Genomic DNA, 21,581 nt, shown 5'->3' with positions numbered 1-21,581 from the left:
GGGAGCGGCGGACCCGAACGGCACACGCCGATATATAACCGGTCGGTAACCGGCTTCACGCGCAAACTAAACGATGCCTATCGCGCTCTTCAGCAAGAACTTTGCGTCTTGAACCCGAAATTTCGCAAGGTACTTGCGTCCAGACGGAACCGTTGGTGTGCTTACCGCACCCCACCCCACCCCACCCCAGCCGCCTGCACCCTCATCCGGCTAAGACGGAGGCTTCCGTGCGCACAGATCAGGCTTCGCCTTCGCTTCCGGCTTCCGGCTCGCCGACGCCCGCATCGCCCGCCGCACCGGCCGCGCCCGCCGTCTCGTTGGACGACAAGTACACCGCCGAGCACGGCCGCGTGCTGATCTCGGGCGTGCAGGCGCTGATCCGGCTGACCCTGGAGCAGCGTCGGCTGGACGAGGCGCGCGGCCTGGACACGCGGGTGTTCGTCAGCGGATACCAGGGTTCGCCGCTCGGTGGGGTGGACCTGGAGATGGGCCGCGCCAAGCGGTTCCTGGACCCGGCCGGCGTGGTGTTCCAGGCGGGCCTGAACGAGGAGCTGGCCGCGACCGCCGTCGCCGGCACCCAGCTCGTGGACCAGACCCCGGGCGCCCGACACGCCGGGGTGACCGGCTTCTGGTACGGCAAGAACCCGGGCCTGGACCGGGCCGCGGACGCCATCCGGCACGCGACGATGGCCGGTACCGCTCCCCTCGGCGGCGCGGTCGCGTGGATCGGCGACGACCCGGGCAGCAAGTCGTCGACGGTGCCCAGCTCGTGCGAGCCGATGATGGAAAGCCTGTCGATGCCGCTGCTCGCGCCGGGAACGGTCGGCGAGATAGTCGAGTTCGGCCTGCACGCGGTCGCCATGTCCCGCGCCTGCGGCCTGTGGACCGGCCTGAAGATCGTCGCCGACATCGCCGACGCCTCGACCACGGTGGACGTGTCCGAGTGGGGCAGGGACATCCCGGTCCCGGCGGCGACCAAGCGCGGCACGCTGCCCACCCTGGTGGGCCCGGCCGCCCTCGACGCCGAGCACGACCTGATCACCCGCCGGCTCGACCTGGCCCGTGCGTACGCCCGCGAGCACGGCCTCAACCGGATCGTGCACGACACCCCGAACGCCCGCCTGGGCGTCCTCGCCGCGGGCGTGTCGTTCTCGGTGGTCCGCCGCGCGCTCGCCGACCTCGGCCTGGAGCCGGACGACGCCCTCGACGTCCGGCTGATCCGCATCGGCATGCCGTTCCCGCTGGACGACGCCGAACTGGCCGAGCTCACCGCCGGGCTGGACGAGGTCCTGGTGGTCGAGGACAAGGTGCCGTTCCTGGAGGCCCGGCTCAAGGAGGCGCTGTACCGCCGGCCCGACGCGCCGCGCATCGTCGGTCGCCGGGACGACACCGGCCGCCCGCTGCTCACCGCCCGCGGCACGCTCGGCGCGGACGACGTGGCCCGCGCCGTCGCCGCGCGGCTCGGCAGCGACCGGCTGCCCGCGTCCGCGACCGCCTACCTGGCCACGCTCGCGCCCAAGCGGCCGGCCCGGATCGCGCTGCCGATGCTGGCCTCGCGCACCCCGTACTTCTGTTCCGGCTGTCCGCACAACGCGTCCACCCGCACTGCGGACGACACCCTGGTCGGCGTCGGCATCGGCTGCCACGTGATGATCGCGTTGGACGGCAAGGGCCGCGGGCACCAGCTCGGGCTGACCCAGATGGGCGGCGAGGGCGCGCAGTGGATCGGCCTGATGCCGTTCACCGACGACAAGCACTTCGTGCAGAACCTCGGCGACGGCACCTTCCACCACTCGGGCTCGCTGGCGATCCGGGCCGCGGTCGCGGCCGGCGCCAAGATGACCTACAAGCTGCTGTACAACGACGCGGTCGCGATGACCGGTGGTCAAAAGGCCGAAGGGCGCCTGGACGTACCGTCGTTGACCCGCTGGCTCGCGGTCGAGGGGGTGCGCCGGGTGGTGGTCACCACCGACGACCCGCGCAGCTACCGGGGGGTTCGGCTCGACCCGATCGCCAGTGTCCGGCACCGCGACGAACTCTCGGCGGCCGAGGTCGAGTTGGCCGGGCTCGACGGGGTGACCGTGTTGATCCACGACGACCGGTGCGCGGCCGAGGAGCGCCGACTGCGCAAGCGTGGGCAGTTGCCGACGCCGGCCGAGAAGGTGGTGATCAACGAGCGGGTGTGCGAGGGCTGCGGAGACTGCGGGGACAAGTCCACGTGCTTGTCGGTGCAGCCCGTGGACACCGAGTTCGGCCGCAAGACGCACATCCACCAGGGCTCGTGCAACTCGGACTTCAGTTGCCTCAAGGGCGACTGCCCGTCCTTCCTGCTGGTCGAGCCGGGCACCCGCAAGGCCCGCGAGATACCGGACCTGCCGCTCGAACCGGCGCTGCCGCAGCCCCGGTTCGCCGACGCCGACGTGCTGCTGCGGATGCCCGGCATCGGCGGGACCGGCGTGGTGACGGTGTCCTCGATCCTGCAGATGGCCGCGCACCTGGACGGCCGGCACGCGGCCGGCCTGGAGCAGACCGGGCTGGCCCAGAAGGGCGGCCCGGTGGTGTCCGACCTGCGCATCTCGCACCGGCCGATCGACGGCGCGCTGCGCGCCTCGCGGGCCGGCGCCGATGTGCTGATCGGCTTCGACCTGCTCGGCACCGCGGCGGCGAGCAACCTGGCCAGTGCCGACTCCGATCGCACGATCGCCGTGGTGAACACCGCGATCGTGCCGACCGCCGCGATGGTCACCAACCAGATCGCGCTGCCCGGGTCGCCGACCGAGACGCTGGAGCGGATCGACGCGGCCACCCGGCGGGCCGACAACCTCTATCTGGACGCCCTGGGCCTGTCCGAGGCACTGTTCGCCGACCACATGCCGGCCAACATGATCCTGATCGGCGCCGCGTTCCAGCACGGCTGCCTGCCGCTGAGCGTGGCGGCGATCGAGCAGGCGATCACCCTCAACGGCGCGGCCGTGGCCAAGAACCTGGCGGCGTTCCGCTGGGGACGGGCGACGGCCGTGGACCCGGCCGCGGTACTGGCCGCCGCCGTCGCGGCGCCGCCGCACGCGGTGGTCGAGGTCGACGCGGCCTCGGTCGCGCTGGCCGAGGGCGCGGGCGGCGACGCGGAGCTGCGCGAGGTGCTGGGCACCCGGATCGCCGATCTGACCGGCTACCAGGACGCGACCTACGCCCGCCGGTACGCCGACGACGTGCGCACGATCCGGACCCTGGCGGTCGAGCGGGCGGGCACGGCGGCCGGTGAGCGGGTCGCGGTGGCGTACGCGCGGGCGCTGCACCACCTGATGGCGTACAAGGACGAGTACGAGGTCGCCCGGCTGCACCTGGACCCGGTGGAACAGGCCAGGCGGGACGCGGAGTTCGGCCCGGATGCGACGGTGTCGGTGATGCTGCACCCGCCGGTGCTGCGCTACCTGGGGATGAACCGCAAGATCCGGCTGCGGCGCACGGCCGGCCCGGCCTTCCGGGCGTTGCGTGCGGCGCGCGGCCTGCGCGGGACCCGCTGGGACCTGTTCGGCTACGCCGAGGTGCGTCGGGTCGAGCGCGAACTGGTCCCGCAGTACCGGGGGCTGGTCCGCACCGCGCTGCGCGAGTTGTCCGCGAACAACGTCGACGCGGTGGTCGAGTTGGTGGAACTGCCGGAGACGATCCGCGGCTACGAGGAGATCAAGCTCGCCCGGGTCGCCGAGTACCGCGCGGCGGTACGCACCGCGCTGACCGCGCTGACCGCCCCTGCGGCCGGCGCGGACGCCTCGGACGCCACGCTCGTCACGGCCGGCTGACCCACCGGCCCGCCCGGCGGCCCGATCCGATCCCCGTCGGCTCGGGCCCGCCACCTTTTCCCCACCCTCTCCCGCCTTCCCCGACCTCCGGAGCAGCCGTGACCGTCGACCGCCTCCTGCCCACTCGGGATGCCGAGGACCTGCTCGATCTCACCCGTACCGTCGCCGACCGCGAGCTGGCTCCACTGGCCGCCCGGCACGAGCGCGAGGAGTCGTATCCGGAAGGGTTGTTCGGCATCCTGGGCGAGGTCGGCCTGCTGGGTCTGCCGTATCCGGAGGAGGACGGCGGCGGCGGTCAGCCGTACGAGGTCTACCTTCAGGTGCTGGAGGAACTCGCGGCGCGCTGGGCGGCGGTGGCGGTGGCCACCAGCGTGCACACGCTGGCCTGTTTCCCGGTGGCCACCTACGGTTCGCCGGCCCAGCGCGAGCGGTGGTTGCCGCGGATGCTGGAGGGTCGGCTGATCGGCGGCTACAGCCTGTCCGAACCGCACGCCGGCTCGGACGCGGCCGCGATCGTCTGCAAGGCGCGCCCGGTCGACGGCGGTTACCGGATCAACGGCACCAAGGCGTGGATCACGCACGGCGGCAAGGCGGACTTCTACGCCCTGTTCGCCCGGACCGGCGAGGGCAGTCGGGGCATCTCGTGCTTCCTGGCACCCGGTGCGACCGAGGGGCTGGTCTTCGGTCGGCCCGAGGAGAAGATGGGCCTCAACGCGGTGCCCACGACCAGCGCGTTCTGGGACGGCGCGGTGCTGGAGCAGGACCGGCTGATCGGCACCGAGGGGCAGGGGCTGGCCATCGCGTTGAGCGCGCTGGACTCGGGCCGGCTGGGCATCGCGGCCTGTGCGACCGGCCTGGCCCAGGCCGCGTTGGACGCGGCGGTGGACTACGCCAACGAACGCACCACGTTCGGCCGCCGGATCGTCGACCACCAGGGCCTGGGCTTCCTGCTGGCCGACATGGCCGCCGCCGTCGACTCGGCACGCGCCACCTACCTTGACGCGGCCCGCCGCCGCGACCTGGGCCGGCCGTACGGCCGACAGGCGAGTGTGGCGAAGTTGATCGCCACCGACGCGGCGATGAAGGTCACCACGGACGCGGTCCAGGTCTTCGGCGGTTGCGGCTACACCCGTGAGTTCCCGGTCGAGCGCTACATGCGCGAAGCAAAGATCATGCAGATCTTCGAGGGCACCAACCAGATCCAACGCATGGTCATCGCACGGCAGTTCGCTCGACCCACGAAGTAGCGGGCGGGCTGCGGGTCAGCCGACGCGGACGCCCGTGACGGCTTGCAGTTCGGGCAGGTAGCCCTGGCTCTGGCCGCTGCTCGTGGGGTGGTAGGACTCGTCCAGGGGCAGGGTGACACCGTGGATCCACACGTTGGACCCGCACACCCCGTGGCCGACGAAACGGCCGCGTACGTCGGCGAAGGTGGCTCGGGCGGCGCCGGCGCGTTGCCTGGTGACGTCGGCCAGTGTGTCGGCGGCCTCGTCGAGGATGGTGCGCTTGTACTTGCTCAGGCCCAGGAAGCACGAGCCGAGTTCGAACAGGCGCGGGTAACCGAGCACGACCAGGCGGGCGTTGGGCGCCCGGTTGCGGATCTGCGTGTAGGTGGCGTCGAGGTCGGCGGGCAGGGTGTTGGTGGCGTAGGTCTTGGCCTTGGTGACCGCGACGGCGCAGTCCGCGTCGGAGGCCAGCACGCAGGTCTTGATGGTGTCCACGAAGCCGGCGTCGTTGCCGCCGATGCTGATGGTCACCAGTGTGGTCGCGGAGTCGAGCACGGAGAGTTGGCCGGCGCGCACGTCGGCGGTCTTGGCTCCGGAACAGGCCGCGAAGGCGAAGCCGCCCGGGTGGCTGCGATTCCACAAGACCGGATAGGAGTTGGCGCTGCGCTTGCAGGCGCCGCTGTCGGATAAGTAGTTGCCCGCGCCGACGCCGGCGCTGTACGAGTCGCCCAGCGCGGCGTAGTTGGTGGTGGCGGCGGCCTGGGCGGTCGGTGCGACGAGGGCGGTGCCGGCGACGACGGTGACGGCGAGAGCCGTCGCGGACAGGGTGCGGGGCAGCGAAAGCACGAATGGTCTCCTCGGCGGACGTGGGGACGCCGGCGGAGGCCTCGACGGGCGTTGCGCTGCCGTACCTGAACGTGTCGACCCATCGAACCGCCCGAGCCGCCACGCCCGTTCGCGCGTCCGGCCCTTCCGCAGTCGTCGCCCGTGGCACTCGGCGTGAAGCCCCATCGTCCCGTGCCCGAATCGCCACTGCATAGACGGATTTCGGCCCCGCGAGGAGCGATCGTCCGCCTGCGGTCCCGGCCTTGGGCGCGGTGGGCGACTGCCGGATGACCTCCGCCGGATCCTTGCTCGGCGGCTTCGCTTCGACGGACCTTCGAGCCGCCGACCCGACCGGATCGGCGACTGCTCAGCGGCGGGTCAGGTCCGGGCGCAGCCGTTGCCAGGTGGGGTTGCGCAGGCGGCCGGTGGTGGTGCGGCCGGAGACGGTGACCTCGGCGATCAGGCGGGGTTCGACCCACTGGGCGCCGGGAACGTCGACGAAGTCGGCAAAGGGTGTGTCGGGGCGGGCGAGCGCACCCAGATATTCGCCGAGTTCGCCGCGTTCGGCGTCGGTCAGGCCGTGCTCGACGGTGCCGGCGAAGCGCAGGCCGTCCGGTGCGTCGACGCCCACGAGCAGGCTGCCCGGCAGGCCGCGCAACTCGGCTCGGCCCTCGACCCAGCCGCCGATGATCACGTTGTGCGTCTCGACGTGTCCGGCCTTGATCCAGTCCGGTGAGCGCAGGCCGGGCTGGTAGTCCGAGGCCAGCCGCTTGGCGACGATGCCCTCGTACCCGTGTCCCAGGCTCGTCGCCCACGCGCGTTGCACGTCGCCCTCGGTCCACCCGGGCGTCGACCAGCGCGCGCCGGTGAGATCGAGGCTCTCCAGCAACATCCGGCGCTCGCGATACGGAGTGGCCAGCAGCGACCGGCCGTCCAGATACATCACGTCGAAGAGCATCAGATGCACCGGCGTGTCCATCGTCAGCCGGGCCACCTTGCGCGGGTTGACCGCGCCCGTCCGCCGCCGGAGCAAATCGACGTCGGGCCGCCCCCGGTCGTCCAGGACCACGATCTCGCCGTCGAGCACCGCCTGCCGCTGCCCGTGCTGGTTGCCGATCCCGGCCAGCTCGGGATAGGTACGGGTGACGTCGCCACCGTCGCGGGAGAGCAACCGCAACGTGCCGTCGCCCGCGCAGTACGCCACCGTACGGGCACCGTCCCACAGGACCTCGAAGCCCCAGTCGAGGTCCTGTCCCTCCCCCGGCAACGGCGCCGCGACGGCCAGCATCGGCTCGATCTCGGGCAATACGGCATGAACTTGTTCCTGACCGGCCATGCCTCGATCATCGGCGGGGCGCTGCGGGGCCGCCGGCGGAGCCCGAGCCTGATTCGTATGCCTGTTCGAAGCACCGGCCGCCGACCTGCTCGTCCCGCATCGGCGCCCCGCCGGCGACCGGGAGCCATTCGAGCGAGCAGCGCCGGACGGGCCGCCGACCCGCGCCGGTCGTCCGCTCGGCCGTCAGCCCCGACCGGTCGTCGCCGAGATCACGTCGGCGATGTGTGCGGTGACCGCCGGCTGGTGGTCGGTGAGGTAGAAGTGGCCGCCGGCGAAGGTGTGCAGGGCGAAGGTGCCGTTGGTGTGCTCGCGCCAGGACATCGCCTCGTCCAGGGTGACCTTCGGGTCGGTGTCGCCGATCAGCACGGTGATCGGGCATTCCAGCGGCTCGCCGGGCGCGCAGGTGTAGGTCTCGATCGCGCGATAGTCGGCACGCAGCGCGGGCAGCACCATCTGCAACACCTCGTCGTCCGCCAGCAGACTCGCGTCCGTGCCGCTCATCGAGCGCAGCTCGGCGGCCAGTCCCGCGTCGTCCAGCAGGTGCAGTGCCTCGTCCCGCCACCGGTCCGGGGCCCGCCGACCGGAGGCGATCAGCGCGGCCGGCCGCACGCGCAGCCGGCGGGCCACCTCGAAGCCGAGGATCGCGCCCATGCTGTGGCCGAACAGGGTCAGTGGGCGCTCCTCGTCCAGCCACGGATCCAGCGCGGCGGTGATCCGGTCCGCCAGCGTGCCGATGTCGTCCACCAGTGGTTCGGCGCGTCGATCCTGGCGACCGGGATATTGCACACCCAGCACCTCGACCCGGCCCTTGAGCGCCGCCGACAGCGGGAACCAGAAGCTCGCCGAGCCCCCCGCGTGCGGCAGGGCGACCAGGCGCGGAAGCGGGTCGGACGTCGGGTGGAACCGGCGGATCCAGGCGTCCGATACGGCGGAGGCGGTTGTCATGACGAGCCCTTCTTGATCGTCGCTGCGGTGGTTGTCGCTGCTGTGCTTTTCGCTGCCCCGGTTTTCGCTGCTCCGGTCGTGGCCGACGTGCTCACGGGTACCGTGCCTCGTGGCCGGCGTGCCCGTGGTTACGGTGCCCATGGTGACCGTGCCCGTGGCCGCTCGGTCGTGGCGGTCGTGGTGGTGCCGCCTTCTTCGGCGCGGATGTGTCCGGGCTCACCCGGCCATCGAGTCCGTGCGCGCGCCCAGTGGTTCCACGCCGGTGAGCACCGCGTGCTGGACCTCGCGCAGCGCGCGGGAGGGTTCCAGGCCGAGCAGTTCGCGCAACGCGCCGCGCGTGTCCTGGTACACCGCGAGCGCCTCGCCGCGTCGGCCGCAGTGATACAGCGCGACCATCAGGTGTCGGGCGAAGTTCTCGTGCAGCGGATACTCGGCGGTCAGTGCGTACAGGCGGGCGACGCTCTCCCGGTAGCGGCCCAGCGCGAGGTCGGCCTCGACCAACAGTTCGAGACACTCCAGCCGGGACGCCTCCAGCCGCGCGGCGTGCGCCCGCACGATCGGGCCGTGGGCGACCCCCGCGTAGGCCGGCCCGCGCCACAGCTCCAGCGCACCGCCGAAGGTCTCGGCCGCCTCGTGCTGCCGGCCCGCCCGCAGGGCCGCCCGGCCCCGGTCGACCAGGCCGTGGAAGGCGTCCGCGTCCAGCCGGTCCGGTCCGGCGTGCAGGATGTAGCCGCCGGCACACGTGGCCAACGGGCCGCTGCGCGCGGGCCCCGAGGCGCCGAGCGCGGCCCGCAGGCGGGACACGTATACGTGCACCGTGGACTTGGCCCGCTGCGGCCGGGGGCCGGGCCAGATCTCGGCGACGATCTGGTCGACCGTCAACATCTGGCCTCGCCGCGCGAGCAGGGCGGCCAGGAGGGTTTCCGGCTTGGGCGCCGCGATCGTGCGCGGCTCGGCGCCGTCGACGATCCGCACAGGGCCGAGAATCTCGTACCGCAACGGCTCTTCCCTCTCTTCGGCGGTCGGGGTCATGTTCACCGGCAGTCCGGTCTTGCTCACTGACGACGGTGACATATGCCGGGCGTGTGGCGTACCCCTGACCGACCCCTACGTGACCTTGCACGGGAATTGCGCGGTAACCGCACTCGGCCGCGTCACACTTCCCAGCACCCCCGAACCGGCTTATGGTCGATCGATGAGCACAGCCCGTTCGCCCGAGCGCGCGTTGTACGCCGTCAGCGACCTGCATTCCGCGATCCCGTCCAACCGCGCCATCGTCGAAGGCATCCGACCCCGCACCGATGACGACTGGATCATCGTCGCGGGGGACGTGGCCGAGCACGTCGAGGACACCCAGGCCACCCTCCGGTTGCTCGCCGACCGCTTCGCGCGGGTGGTGTGGGTGCCCGGCAACCACGAGTTGTGGTCCACGCCCGACGACTCGGTGCAGTTGCGCGGCGAGCGGCGCTATCGGCATCTGGTCGCGATGTGCCGGGAGTTGGGTGTGCTCACTCCCGAGGATCCGTTCGCGATCTGGGACGGGCCGGGTGGTCCGGTCACCGTGGCACCGCTGTTCGTGCTCTACGACTACACCTGGCGTCCGCCGGGTGCGGCCACGCAGCAGGAGGCGTTGGACGCCGCGTACGCCGCCGGTGTGGTGTGCAGCGACGAGTTCATGCTGCACCCGGATCCGTACTCCAGCCGCGGCGAGTGGTGCCGGGCCCGGGTGGCGTACAGCGAGGGCCGGCTCGCGGCGGCGGCCGATCCGGCCGCGCCGCTGCTGATGGTCAATCACTTCCCGCTGGTCCGGGAGCCCACGGACGTGATGTGGTATCCGGAGTTCGTCCAGTGGTGCGGCACCGACCTCACCGCCGACTGGCATCGCCGCTTCCCCACCGCCGCCGTGGTGTACGGCCACCTGCACATCCCGCGCACCACCTGGTACGACGGGGTGCGCTTCGAGGAGGTCTCGCTCGGCTATCCGCGCGAGCGCAAGAACGGGCTGCGGCGGCCGATCCCGCGCCGGATCGTACCCGCCGAGCCGAGCGACACCGCCCAGAGCAGCCGCCCGGGCCGCCAGGCGGGTGCCCGATGACCCTCTCGCACGCCGACGCCGGAGATTCGATGACCACCTCGCCAACCGACGCCGCAGGTTCGATGATCGCCCGGGTGTTGCCGCCGGAGGTCTTCGCCGAGGAATCCTTCGACGACCCGGACGGGCCGCCGCTGTTCCCGGCCGAGGAGGCGCTGCTGACCAAGGCGGTGGACAAGCGCCGCCGCGAGTTCACCACCGTACGGCGGTGCGCACGCCGCGCGTTGGCCCGGATGGGGATACCGGCCGCGCCTCTCCTGCCGGGGCTGCGCGGGGCGCCGGGCTGGCCGGCCGGTGTGGTGGGCAGCATGACGCACTGCGCGGGATATCGCGCTGCGGCCGTCGCGGACGGGGCGGTGTTGCTGACCCTGGGCATCGACGCCGAACCCGCGTTGCCGCTGCCCGACGGGGTGTTGGCCACCGTCTCGTCGGAGACCGAGCGCAAGCACTTGGCCGACCTGGCCGCCGGCCGGCCCGAGATCGCCTGGGACCGGTTGCTGTTCAGCGCCAAGGAGTCGGTCTACAAGGCGTGGTTCCCGCTCACCGAGCGCTGGTTGGACTTCGCCGAGGCGGAGATCGGGTTCGACCCCGAGGCGGGCACCTTCGCCGCCCGGTTGTTGATCGAGGACCGCCCGCTGGACGGCTTCGCCGGGCGCTGGCAGGTCGACGCGGGCATCGCGGTGACCACGATCGCGGTGGCCCGAAGCTGAGCCGATCGGGTGGGGCCGAAGGCGTGCCCTCGGCCCCACCCGCATCCGTCCGTCAGTCCCGCGCGAACCGGGGCACGTTCGCTGCGGTGGGCCGCCACGCCTCGGCGAACTCGGCCGGCAGCTCGATCCGATCCAGGATCGGGTGCCTGGGCACCGAGACCCGGTACTTGATCCGCCATCCGCGCGCGGTGCGCTCCAGGATGTCGTAGTAGTCCCCGCCGTGCACCTCGCCGTCGATCAGCGTCGCGATGTAGCGGCTGCGGGCCCGGACCGTGCCGCCCTCGTCCACCAGGAGCACGATGTCCAGGGTCTGGTGGTCCGGGGTGTCCGGGCTGCGCCGACCGGTGAACTGCCGGGCCGAGGCCAGGCCGTCGATCGTGTAGCCGCCGCCGATCGTGTTCTCGATCACCGCGTCGTCGGTGAACACCCGGTCCAGGTTCGCGATGTCGTCGTTGTCGAAGACGTGCGCGAACCGGGCGAGCGTGTCGTGGATCCCCGCGACGTCCTCGGCGGTCAGGGTGGATTCCGCGGTCACGGCGCGACCACCTCGGAAAGCCGTACCGGCAGCGGGAATTCGACCTTGGTCAAGCCCGCTTCCGGCTGCCGCGGCGCGCGCGGCAGGCTCAGTCGGTAGGCGATCCGCCAGCCGGCCGGTGTCTCCCGCAGAATGTCCAGGAACTCGCCGCCGGTGAGCCGACCGGCCGGGTTGATCCCGAGGTAGCGGCTGCGCGCCTGGACCTGCCCGTACTCGTCCACCTCGACGGTGGTGTTGAGCGTGTGGTGGTCGGGCGTCGCCGCGCTCTTGCCCCGGGTGTACTCGGCGAACTCGGCGATACCCCGGAAGGCCCGTGCCGGCCCGACGCCGATCTCGACCACGACGTCCTCGGTGAACACGAGGTCGAGCCCGGCCACGTCGCCGTTGTCGAAGACGTGCGCGAACAGCGCGAGCGTGCGGTGGATCTCGGCGAGATCCAACGGGGACAGTACCTTCGTCATGAATTTCCCAGCCTCGTAGTGGTGTTGCGTGACACTGCGGAGGTGGAGCGGGTCAGCCGGGGAGCCCGGCCGCCCAGTCCACGATGGTCGCCGCCGTCAGATCGGCGTGGTCCTCCAGCACGGTGAAGTGGTCGCCGGTGACCCCGATCAGGTCGTGCGGCAGGGGCCAGTACGCCCGCCAGTCCCATCGACCCTCCGGGTCGATCACGGTGCCCGCCACCGGCGTCTGCGCCTGGGCGACCAGCGTGGGGGTGGCGATCGGCTGCGGCTTCCAGTCCGCGAACAGGCGCTGGTACAGGCCCATCGTGCTCAGGTTGGTGTCGTCGAGCGTCATGTCGTACTGCGCCACCCGGCCCAGGAGACCCTCGATCATCGCGGGCAGCCACCAGTCCATGCCCGGCACCAGCGCGGTGTCGATCGGGAAGGTGTCGATCAACCCGAGGGCGATCGGCGGCACCCCCTCGGCCTCCAGTCGGCGGGTCACCTCGTGCGCGATGCAGCCGCCCATCGAACGCCCCACCACGATGTACGGCCGATCACCCACGGCCGCCCGCACCGATTCCACATGCATCCGCAGCAGCGCGTCGGCGTGGTCGGGCAACGACTCGTCGGCCCCGAAGCCGGGCGTCTGGATCACGAACACGTCCCGCTCGCCCTGGAACACCTGCCCGAACCGGGCGTATTCGTGCGGACCGGAGATCGCGCTCAACGACGGGAAGCAGACGATCGCGGGCCCGGCGTCGCCGGAGGCGAAGCGCAGCACCGGCTTGACGTGCCGATCCCGCTCGGCCTCCGGGAAGGACGCGCGCAGACCCGCCGAGGCCATGATCACCTCGGCTGCGGTGAGGTACTTCCCGGCCGCGCACAACTGGACGTAGAAGGAGGCCAACGCACCCTTGGTGCGCTCGACGGGAGCCGGCTCCGAACTCGTGGGGGCCACCGGTGAGTCGCCCCGGCCCGCCAGTTCGGCACGCAGATGCAGGGCGAGGGCGCGCGGGGTGGGGTGCGCGATGGTGACCGTGGCGGGCAACCGCAGACCGGTCGCGCCGGCCAGCCGGTTGCGCAGTTCCACGGCGGTCAGCGAGTCCAGGCCGACCTCCAGGAACGCCTGGTCGGCATCCACCGACTCGTCCGGCGAGTGGCCGAGCACGACGGCGAGTTCGGTGTGCACGAGATCGGCCAGGAGTTCGTCCCGCTCGCCCTCGGACGCCGTCGCGAGCCGCCGGGCGAAGGCCGGTTCGGCGCTCGCCGTCCCGGAGCGCACCGACCGTCGGGTCCGCCGTGCGGGCCGCTGGTGCGCCGCGTCCGCTCCGGCCTCTTGCGGTCGGCTTCCGGGGTCTGTGGCGAGCCGGCCACCGGGCACCGGGCGCGAGGTCAACGACCCGACCGAGAGCACCGGCGCCCCGGTCTCGTCGGTTGCCTCCAGCGACACCGCGTCCGGTCCGGCCGGGGTGAGCCGTACCCGCAGCCGGGCGGCCCCGGTCGCGTGCAGCCGCACGTCGTTCCAGGCGTAGGCCAGGCTGGTCGCGGCCGGTTCGCCGGCCGCCTCGGCACGCCGCAGCGCATCCACCACCGCAAGGTGCAGCGTCGCGTCGAGCAGCGCCGGATGCACCCCGAACCGCGCCGCGTCGTCGGCCTGTTCCTCGGCCAGCGCGACTTCGGCGAACAGCGCCCGGTCGATGCGCCAGGCCGCCTGGAGCCCCTGGAACACCGGCCCGTAGTCGATCCCGGCGGCGCCCAGCAGTTCGTAGGCGTCCTCGACCGGCACCTCGACCGCCTCGTCGGGCGGCCAGACGCCGACAGCGGACGTCTCGGCCTCGGTCTCGGCCGGTTCGGACGTCAGGAACCCGGCGGCGTGCCGCACCCATTCCGCATCGACCGCAGCCGACTCCGCCCGCGAGAACACCGCGAAGGTGCGCCGCCCGTCCTCGGCCGCCGTGCCCACCGCGACCCGGAGGTGCGTGGCCGCGTCCGGGTTCGCCAGAATCAGCGGCGCCTCGATCACGAGTTCGTCCACCGCGCCCGATCCCACCTCGTCCCCGGCTCGCACGGCGAGTTCCAGGAACACAGACGCCGGCAACAACACCGTGTCCTGGACGGCGTGATCGGCCAGCCACGGGTGCGAACGCACCGAGATCCGCCCGGTCAACAACACCTCGTCGCCCTCGCCGGTGTCCACCGACGCGCCGAGCAGGGGATGTTCGACCGCCCGTAGACCCAGCGACGAGGCACCGGCCGCAGGTCGGGCCGGGGTCTCCCGCCAGTAGCGCCTGCGCTGGAACGCGTAGGTGGGCAACTCGATGCCATCGGGCTGGTGTTCGGTGTAGGCCGGGGTCCAGTCCACCGGCACGCCCCGCACGAAGGCTTCGGCAAGGGAGGTGTACAGGCGCCGCACGCCGCCCTGGTCACGACGCAACGTGCCGACCACGACCGGGTTCTCCGTACCCGCCTCGTCCAACGTCGCCTCGATCGCCGTGGTCAACACCGGATGCGGGCTCACCTCCACGAACACCCCGTGCCCCGAAGCCGCCAGACCCCGAGTGGCCTCCTCGAAGCGAACCGTCTCGCGCAGATTCGTCGCCCAGTAGGCGGCATCCATCACAGCGGTGTCGATCCAGTCACCGGTCACCGTCGACCACACCGGAACCGTCCCCGATACCGGCATGATTGCGGCCAGATCGGCCACGATCTCCCGACGAATTGCGTCGACTTGCGCCGAATGCGACGCGTAGTCCACGGGGATCAGACGGGCCCGGCCTCCCTCGGCAGTCACCGACGCGACCAACTCTTCGAGGGCCTCGGGCTCACCCGAGACGACCACCTGACCCGGGCCGTTCACCGCCGCGACCGAGATCCGCCCGTCCCACCCGGCAATCCGCTCACGGACCTCCGACTCCGGCAACGCCACCGAACCCATCCCGCCACGACCCGACAACGCGATGATGGCCCGACTGCGCAGTGCGACCACACGGGCGCCATCCGTTATGGACAGCCCGCCGGCCACCACCGCCGCCGCGATCTCACCCTGCGAATGACCCACCAACGCATCCGGCACGACCCCGTACGACCGCCACACTTCGGCCAGCGACACCAACACCGCCCACAACACCGGCTGGACCACATCCACCCGATCCAACGACGGCACACCCTCCACACCGGTCAACACATCCACCGGCGACCAATCCACAAACGACTCCAACGCCTTCGCGCACTCCCCGAAACGCGCGGCGAAGACCGGGGACTGCGCATGGAGTTCCGCCGCCATCCCGACCCACTGCGAACCCTGACCGGGAAAAACGAACACCGTCTTCCCGACCGGCCCCGCCGACCCGGTCACCACGCCCGCCGCGCCCTCGCCGCCCGCGACCGCAGCCAGGCTCGGCGCGCGCGACGTCGTATCGGCGATCAGCACGGCCCGTTCGGGGAACAGCGCGCGGGAGGCGACCAGCGAGAAGCCGACGTCCACGGGGTCCTGGTGCAGTACGCCTCGGATGCGGCCGGCCTGTGCCCGCAACGCGTCCGGGGTCCGCCCCGACAACACCCAGGGCAGCACCTCGACCGCAGGTCGGGTCGTACCCTCTTCGATCTCCTGCTCCGCGTCCTCGGGCAGTTCGAGGATGACGTGGGCATTGGTCCCGCTCACCCCGAACGCCGACACCGCCGCCCGACGCGGTCGCCCGGTCTCCGGCCACGGCCGAGCCTGCGTCAACAACCGCACCGCGCCCGCCGACCAGTCCACATGCGGACTCGGCTCGTCCACGTGCAACGTCTTCGGCAACACGCCGTGACGGAGCGCCTCGACCATCTTGATCACCCCGGCCACCCCCGCCGCGGCCTGCGCATGACCGATATTCGACTTCAACGAGCCCAACCACAAAGGCTCTTCGGCCGACCGACCCTGACCGTAGGTCGCCAACAGGGCCTGCGCCTCGATCGGATCACCCAGCGTCGTCCCCGTCCCATGCGCCTCCACCACGTCCACATCACCGACGGCCAGCCCCGAATTCGCCAACGCCTGCCGAATCACCCGCTGCTGCGACGGACCATTCGGCGCCGTCAACCCATTCGACGCACCGTCCTGATTCACCGCACTGCCCCGCACCACCGCCAACACCCGATGCCCATAACGCCGCGCATCCGAGCGGCGTTCGAGCAGGAGGAGGCCGACGCCCTCGGCCCAACCCGTCCCGTCGGCGGCACCGGCGAATGCCTTGCAGCGGCCGTCCACGGACAACCCGCGCTGCCGGGAGAACTCGACGAACATCCCCGGTGTGGCCATCACCGCGACACCGCCGGCCAACGCGAGATCGCTCTCCCCCGAGCGCAACGACTGGGCGGCCAGGTGCAGCGCCACCAGCGAGGACGAGCACGCGGTGTCCACCGTCACCGCCGGGCCCTCGAAGCCGAACGAATAGGAGATCCGGCCGGACGCGACGCTGCCCGCGCTCCCGGTGCCGAGATAGCCCTCCAACTCCCGTGGCGGCTCGGCCGGTCCGCGCCCGTAGTCGTGCCCGGCCATCCCGGCGAACACGCCGGTCCGGCTGCCGACCAGGGTGTCGGGGTTGATCCCGGCCCGCTCGAACGCCTCCCACGCGGTCTCCAGGAGCAGCCGCTGCTGCGGATCCATGGCGAGCGCCTCGCGCGGCGAGATGCCGAAGAACGCGCTGTCGAACTCGGTCGCGTCCGGCAGGAAGGCGCCACGACGGGTGTACGAGGTGCCCACCCGATCCGGGTCGGGGTCGTACAACCCGTCGACGTCCCAGCCCCGGTCGGTGGGGAATTCGCCCACGGCGTCCGTACCGGCGTCCACCAGCCGCCACAGATCGGCGGGCGAGGTCACCCCGCCCGGCAGCCGGCAGGCCATCCCGACGATCACGATCGGGTCGTCGGCGCGCACGTCGCCCTGCGCCGTGGCGTCGTCGGTCGTGGTGACGCGACCGACGAGTTCGCCGTGCAGGTATTCGGCGAGCACGTTCGGGGTCGGATAGTCGAAGACCAGCGTCGCAGGCAGCCGCAGGCCGGTCTCGGCGGTCAGCCGATTGCGCAGTTCGACCGCCGTCAACGAATCGAACCCCTGGTCGCGGAACGGCTTCCCGGGATCCACCGCGGCGGCACCACGATGTCCCTGGACGACCGCCGCCTGGGTGCGCACCACCTCGACCAGGAACCGCAGTCGATCGGCGCCGGTGCGCCCGGTCAGCCGATCCGTGAGGGTGTCGCCGCCCGGCGCGGCGGGGGTCGACGCGGGGGCGGCGGGGTGCGAGCCGCCCGCCTGGAGCAACTCGGCGACCAGCGGCGCGGGTCGGCCGCGAAAGAGCACGTCCCAGTCGATGTCGCACACCGTCAGGTGGGATTCGTCGGCGTCCAGCACCTGTTCCAGGACCCGGATGGCCGGTTCGGGGTCGAGCATCCGCAAACCCTGGCGGGCCAGCCGCTGTTCGACCTCGGGTGCGGCGATCCCGCCGCCGGCCCAGTGGCCCCACGAGATCGCCGTCGCGGGCAGCCCGGCGGCCCGGCGGCGGGCGGCCAGTGCGTCGAGGTGGGCGTTGCCGGGCGCGTAGTTGCCCTGACCGGGCACGCCGCAGATGCCGGCGAGCGAGGAGAACAGCACGAACGCGGACAGGTCCAGGTCGCGGGTGAGTTCGTCCAGGTGGCGGGCGCCGTCCACCTTGACCCGCAATACGCGGTCGAGCTGATCGACGGTCAGATCGGCGATCAGGGCGTCGTCGAGCACGGCCGCCGCGTGTACGACGGCGGTCAGCGGGAACTCCGCCGGGATGCCCGCGAGTACCTCCGCCAGGGCATCCCGGTCACCGACGTCGCAGGCCACGAACGAGACCCGGGCGCCGAACCCGGCCAGGTCCGCGGCAAGTTCGCGCGCCCCGGGGGCATCGGCCCCCGATCGGCTCACCAGCAGCACATGCGCCGCGCCGCGGGCGGCGAACCGGCGGGCCACATGACCGCCCAGCGCGCCGGTGCCACCGGTGATCAGTACGGTGCCCGACGGCTGCCAGGACCCGGCCGGGACACCGGCGGCGTGCGGCGCCCGGACCAACCGGCGGGCCCACACCGCCGAGCCGCGCACCGCGATCTCGTTCTCGCCGGCCGCGCCGGACAACACCGAGGCCAACCGGGCCGACCCGGTCTCGGCCGGGACCCGCTCCGGCACATCGATCAAGCCGGCCCAGAAATCGGGTAGTTCGGCTGCGGCGATGCCGCCGAAGCCCCACACCTGGGCCTGTTCGGGCACCCGCACCGGATCGCCGTCGCCGACCGAGACCGCACCGCTCGTGACCGCCCAGACCGGCGCCGACACGCCGGCGTCGCCCAGGCCCTGGACCAGCGCCACCGTCGCCGCCGCGCCCCACGGCACCGCCGCGAAGCCGGCGACGGAGCCCTCGGCGAGCGCGAGCAGCGACACGATCCCGGCCACCGACCCGTCGGCCGCCGCCACGGCCGCCGTCGACAGCGCGGCCAGCGCCGCCCGGTCCGCCCGATCCCGCTCGACCACCACGGGCCGCACCCGGCCCCCGGACGCGGCCAGCGCGGTGCCGAACCACTCGGCCCACGGCTCGGCCGGCGATCCCTCCGGGACCAGCAGCAGCCAGGTTCCGGCAAGCCTGCCCTCGGGCACACCGGCCACCGGGCGCCAGACGAGGCGATGCCGCCACGCGTCGGTGCCCGCGTCGGTGCGGCGGCGGTCCCACCACGACGACAAGGCGGGCAGTACCGCATCCAGCGGCTCGCTCAGATCGCCGTCGACATCGCCGAGCGCGGCGGACAGGCCGGCCCGGTCACCCCCGGCGACGAGGTCCCAGAACCCGGAGTCGACGGCCGCCGCGGCAGGCGGTGGCGCGTACTCGCCCGTGTCCAGCCAGAACCGCTCGCGCTGGAACGCGTACGTCGGCAGGTCCACCCGCTCGACCGCGCCCGCCTCGAACGCGGCCTCCCAGGCAACCGGCACACCATGTACGAACGCCTCGGCCAGCGAGGTGTGCAGCCGAAGCAGGTCGCCCTGATCCCGGCGCAGCGTGCCGACGACCACGGCGTCGGCCGCACCGACCTCCTCCAGGGTGTCCTGGATCGCGGCGGTGAGCACGGGATGCGGGCTCACCTCGACGAAGACGCCGTGGTCCGCCGCCACGAGACCGCGCACCGCCGCCGCGAACCGCACCGTCTCGCGCAGGTTGGTCGCCCAGTAGACGCCGTCCAGCCGCGCTGTATCGATCCAGTCGCCGGTCACCGTCGACCACACCGGAACCGTCCCGGACACCGGTGCGAGCCCGGCCAGATCGGCCACGATCCGCTCCCGGATCTCCTCCACCTGGGCCGAATGCGAGGCGTAGTCGACGGGGATCAGACGGGCCCGGCCTCCCTCGGCAGTCACCGACGCGACCAACTCTTCGAGGGCCTCGGGCTCACCCGACACGACCACCTGACCCGGGCCGTTCACCGCCGCGACCGAGATCCGCCCGTCCCACCGGACGATCCGCGCCACCACGTCCGACTCCGGCAACGCCACCGAAGCCATCCCGCCACGACCCGACAACGCCACGATCGCCCGACTGCGCAACGCCACCACCCGTGCGCCGTCCTCCAGCGTCAACCCGCCCGCCACCACCGCCGCCGCGATCTCACCCTGCGAATGACCCACCAACGCATCCGGCACCACCCCGTACGACCGCCACACCTGCGCCAGCGACACCAACACCGCCCACAACACCGGCTGGACCACATCCACCCGATCCAACGACGGCACACCCTCCACACCCGTCAACACATCCACCGGCGACCAATCCACAAACGACTCCAACGCCTTCGCGCACTCCCCGAAACGAGCCCCGAACACCGGGGACTGCACGTACAGATCAGCCGCCATCCCCACCCACTGCGAACCCTGACCGGGGAAAACGAACACCGTCCGGCCGGTCACGTCCCCCGAGCCGGTGACCACGCCCGGTATCGAGTCGCCGCGCGCCAACGCGCCGAGCCCGGTGCCCAGTGCGGCGGAGTTCGCGCCGAGCACGACCGCGCGTTCGGCGAAGACCGAGCGGGAGGTGGCGAGCGAGAAGCCGATCTCCCGGACGCCCGCATCCGCGTCGAGCCGGTCCGCCAAGCGGGCTGCCTGGGCCCGCAGCGCCGCAGCCGATTTGCCGGAGAGCACCCACGGAGTCGACGGCGCGGCCACCTGCGTGGGGATCGGCGTGGACTCGCGGTCCTCGTCGGGTAGTTCCAGGATCACGTGTGCGTTGGTGCCGCTGACGCCGAAGGCGGATACCGCCGCCCGGCGGGGTGCGGCCGTGTCCGGCCACGGTTGGGCCTGCGTCAACAACCGCACCGCGCCCGCCGACCAGTCCACATGGGTGGTGGGCTCGTCCACGTGCAGCGTCCTGGGCAATATGCCGTGCCGGAGTGCCTGGATCATCTTGATCACGCCCGCCACCCCGGCGGCGGCCTGCGCGTGGCCGATGTTGGACTTCAACGAACCCAGCCACAGCGGGCGTTCCGGGGCCCGGTCGCGGCCGTAGGTGGCGATCAGCGCCTGTGCCTCGATCGGGTCGCCGAGTCGGGTGCCGGTGCCGTGCGCCTCGACCACGTCCACGTCGGCCGGGGTGAGCCCCGCGTTCGTCAGGGCCCGGCGGATCACCCGCTGTTGCGACGGGCCGTTGGGGGCGGTCAGTTGGCTGCTGGTGCCGTCCTGGTTGACCGCGCTGCCGCGGATCACCGCGAGCACCCGGCGGCCGGCCCGGCGCGCGTCGGAGAGCCGTTCGAGGACGAGCAGTCCCACGCCCTCGGCCCAGCCGGTGCCGTCGGCGGCGCCCGCGAACGCCTTGCAGCGGCCGTCCGCCGACAGGCCGCGCTGGCGGGCGAATTCGACGAACATCCCGGGTGAGGCCATCACCGTCGCACCGCCCGCGAGGGCGAGATCGCACTCGCCCGAGCGCAACGACTGGGCGGCCAGGTGCAGCGCGACCAGCGACGACGAGCACGCGGTGTCCACCGTCACCGCCGGGCCCTCGAAGCCGAAGGTGTACGAGATCCGACCGGACGCCACGCTGGTGGTGCTGCCGGTCAGCACGTAGCCGTCCACCCGGTCGGGTGTGCTCTTGTACAGGCGTGGGGTGTACTCCTGGGCGATCACGCCGGCGAACACCCCGGTGGCGGAGCCGCGGACGGCCGCCGGATCGATCCCGGCGTCCTCCAGGGCCTCCCACGCGGTCTCCAGGAGCAGCCGCTGCTGGGGGTCCGCCCCGAGCGCCTCACGGGGCGAGAGGCCGAAGAAGCCCGCGTCGAACTCCGCGGCGTCGTAGAGGAAACCGCCCTGCCGCGTGTACGTCTTGCCGACCGCGTCCGGGTCCGCGTCGTACAGGCCGTCCAGGTCCCAGCCGCGGTCGGCGGGGAAGCCGCCGATCGCGTCGCGGCCCTCGGCCACCAGTTGCCACAGGTCCGCCGCCGAGTGCACGCCGCCGGGCAGTCGGCAGCCGATCCCGACCACGGCGATCGGTTCGTTTCGGGCTTCCTCGTTCTCCCGCAGGCGGCGCCGGGCCTGGTGCAGGTCGGCGGTCACCCGGGTGAGGTAGTCACGCAGCTTCTCTTCGTTCGCCATGGGGGTATCTGCCTTTTCCGTGCAGCGGATTCGCCGTGGTCGTG

At 72.3% G+C, this 21,581-nt stretch carries 10 protein-coding genes and 1 pseudogene; 4 read left to right on the top strand and 7 right to left on the bottom strand.

All coding sequences use genetic code 11. From position 1 onward, the window contains the following. Window positions 1-227: 227 nt before the first annotated feature. Both ACFXMF_RS05750 and ACFXMF_RS05745 read left to right on the top strand, forming a co-directional pair. A complete protein-coding gene (locus ACFXMF_RS05750) occupies window positions 228-3,800 on the top strand; it encodes an indolepyruvate ferredoxin oxidoreductase family protein (protein ID WP_379989983.1) in 3,573 nt (1,190 codons plus the stop codon). A 98-nt stretch (window positions 3,801-3,898) separates the two neighbouring features. Beyond that, on the top strand, window positions 3,899-5,047 hold the full coding sequence (locus ACFXMF_RS05745; RefSeq protein ID WP_379989984.1) for an acyl-CoA dehydrogenase family protein: 1,149 nt from the start codon (window positions 3,899-3,901) through the stop codon (window positions 5,045-5,047). Between the two features lie 15 nt (window positions 5,048-5,062). On the opposite strand, the gene ACFXMF_RS05740 is transcribed toward ACFXMF_RS05745, so the two are convergent. From ACFXMF_RS05740 to ACFXMF_RS05725, 4 genes are all read right to left on the bottom strand, one after another. Next, window positions 5,063-5,872 (bottom strand): SGNH/GDSL hydrolase family protein, encoded by an 810-nt coding sequence (locus ACFXMF_RS05740; protein ID WP_379989985.1) that lies wholly within the window; start codon window positions 5,870-5,872, stop codon window positions 5,063-5,065. A 346-nt stretch (window positions 5,873-6,218) separates the two neighbouring features. Beyond that, entirely contained in the window at window positions 6,219-7,187 is a 969-nt protein-coding gene (locus ACFXMF_RS05735; protein ID WP_360309725.1) for an ATP-dependent DNA ligase, read from the bottom strand. Window positions 7,188-7,370: 183 nt separating this feature from the next. Next, on the bottom strand, window positions 7,371-8,132 hold the full coding sequence (locus ACFXMF_RS05730; RefSeq protein ID WP_360309727.1) for an alpha/beta fold hydrolase: 762 nt from the start codon (window positions 8,130-8,132) through the stop codon (window positions 7,371-7,373). Window positions 8,133-8,348: 216 nt separating this feature from the next. After that, window positions 8,349-9,191, bottom strand: coding sequence for an AfsR/SARP family transcriptional regulator (locus ACFXMF_RS05725; protein ID WP_360309729.1), 843 nt, complete (start codon window positions 9,189-9,191; stop codon window positions 8,349-8,351). A gap of 136 nt (window positions 9,192-9,327) precedes the next feature. Here ACFXMF_RS05725 and ACFXMF_RS05720 point away from each other — a divergent pair, with 136 nt between their 5' ends. Both ACFXMF_RS05720 and ACFXMF_RS05715 read left to right on the top strand, forming a co-directional pair. Then, window positions 9,328-10,227, top strand: coding sequence for a metallophosphoesterase (locus ACFXMF_RS05720; protein ID WP_360309731.1), 900 nt, complete (start codon window positions 9,328-9,330; stop codon window positions 10,225-10,227). Between the two features lie 62 nt (window positions 10,228-10,289). Continuing rightward, window positions 10,290-10,934 carry a 4'-phosphopantetheinyl transferase gene (locus tag ACFXMF_RS05715; protein WP_379989989.1) on the top strand — a complete coding sequence of 215 codons (645 nt, stop codon included), beginning with the start codon at window positions 10,290-10,292 and terminating at the stop codon, window positions 10,932-10,934. Window positions 10,935-10,986: 52 nt separating this feature from the next. On the opposite strand, the gene ACFXMF_RS05710 is transcribed toward ACFXMF_RS05715, so the two are convergent. From ACFXMF_RS05710 to ACFXMF_RS05700, 3 genes and pseudogenes are all read right to left on the bottom strand, one after another. Beyond that, on the bottom strand, window positions 10,987-11,469 hold the full coding sequence (locus ACFXMF_RS05710) for a nuclear transport factor 2 family protein (RefSeq protein WP_379989986.1): 483 nt from the start codon (window positions 11,467-11,469) through the stop codon (window positions 10,987-10,989). Beyond that, a complete protein-coding gene (locus ACFXMF_RS05705; RefSeq protein ID WP_379989987.1) occupies window positions 11,466-11,930 on the bottom strand; it encodes a nuclear transport factor 2 family protein in 465 nt (154 codons plus the stop codon). Before ACFXMF_RS05705 ends, ACFXMF_RS05710 begins: the two co-directional genes overlap by 4 nt. A 52-nt stretch (window positions 11,931-11,982) precedes the next feature. Then, window positions 11,983-21,531, bottom strand: a pseudogene (locus ACFXMF_RS05700) (type I polyketide synthase); the annotation flags it as partial. Window positions 21,532-21,581: the final 50 nt, after the last annotated feature.

It is taken from the genome of Embleya sp. NPDC059213, from assembly GCF_042754445.1.
GTDB lineage: Bacteria > Actinomycetota > Actinomycetes > Streptomycetales > Streptomycetaceae > Embleya.
Note: the sequence above shows the minus strand (reverse complement) of the source record. Positions and strands in the feature narration are given on the sequence as shown.

Coding starts and splice junctions, on each gene's coding strand:
- ACFXMF_RS05720 (WP_360309731.1), top strand. CDS start 9,328: ATGAGCACAGCCCGTTCGCCCGAGCGCGCGTTGTACGCCGTCAGCGAC.
- ACFXMF_RS05730 (WP_360309727.1), bottom strand. CDS start 8,132: ATGACAACCGCCTCCGCCGTATCGGACGCCTGGATCCGCCGGTTCCAC.
- ACFXMF_RS05735 (WP_360309725.1), bottom strand. CDS start 7,187: ATGGCCGGTCAGGAACAAGTTCATGCCGTATTGCCCGAGATCGAGCCG.
- ACFXMF_RS05705 (WP_379989987.1), bottom strand. CDS start 11,930: ATGACGAAGGTACTGTCCCCGTTGGATCTCGCCGAGATCCACCGCACG.
- ACFXMF_RS05715 (WP_379989989.1), top strand. CDS start 10,290: ATGATCGCCCGGGTGTTGCCGCCGGAGGTCTTCGCCGAGGAATCCTTC.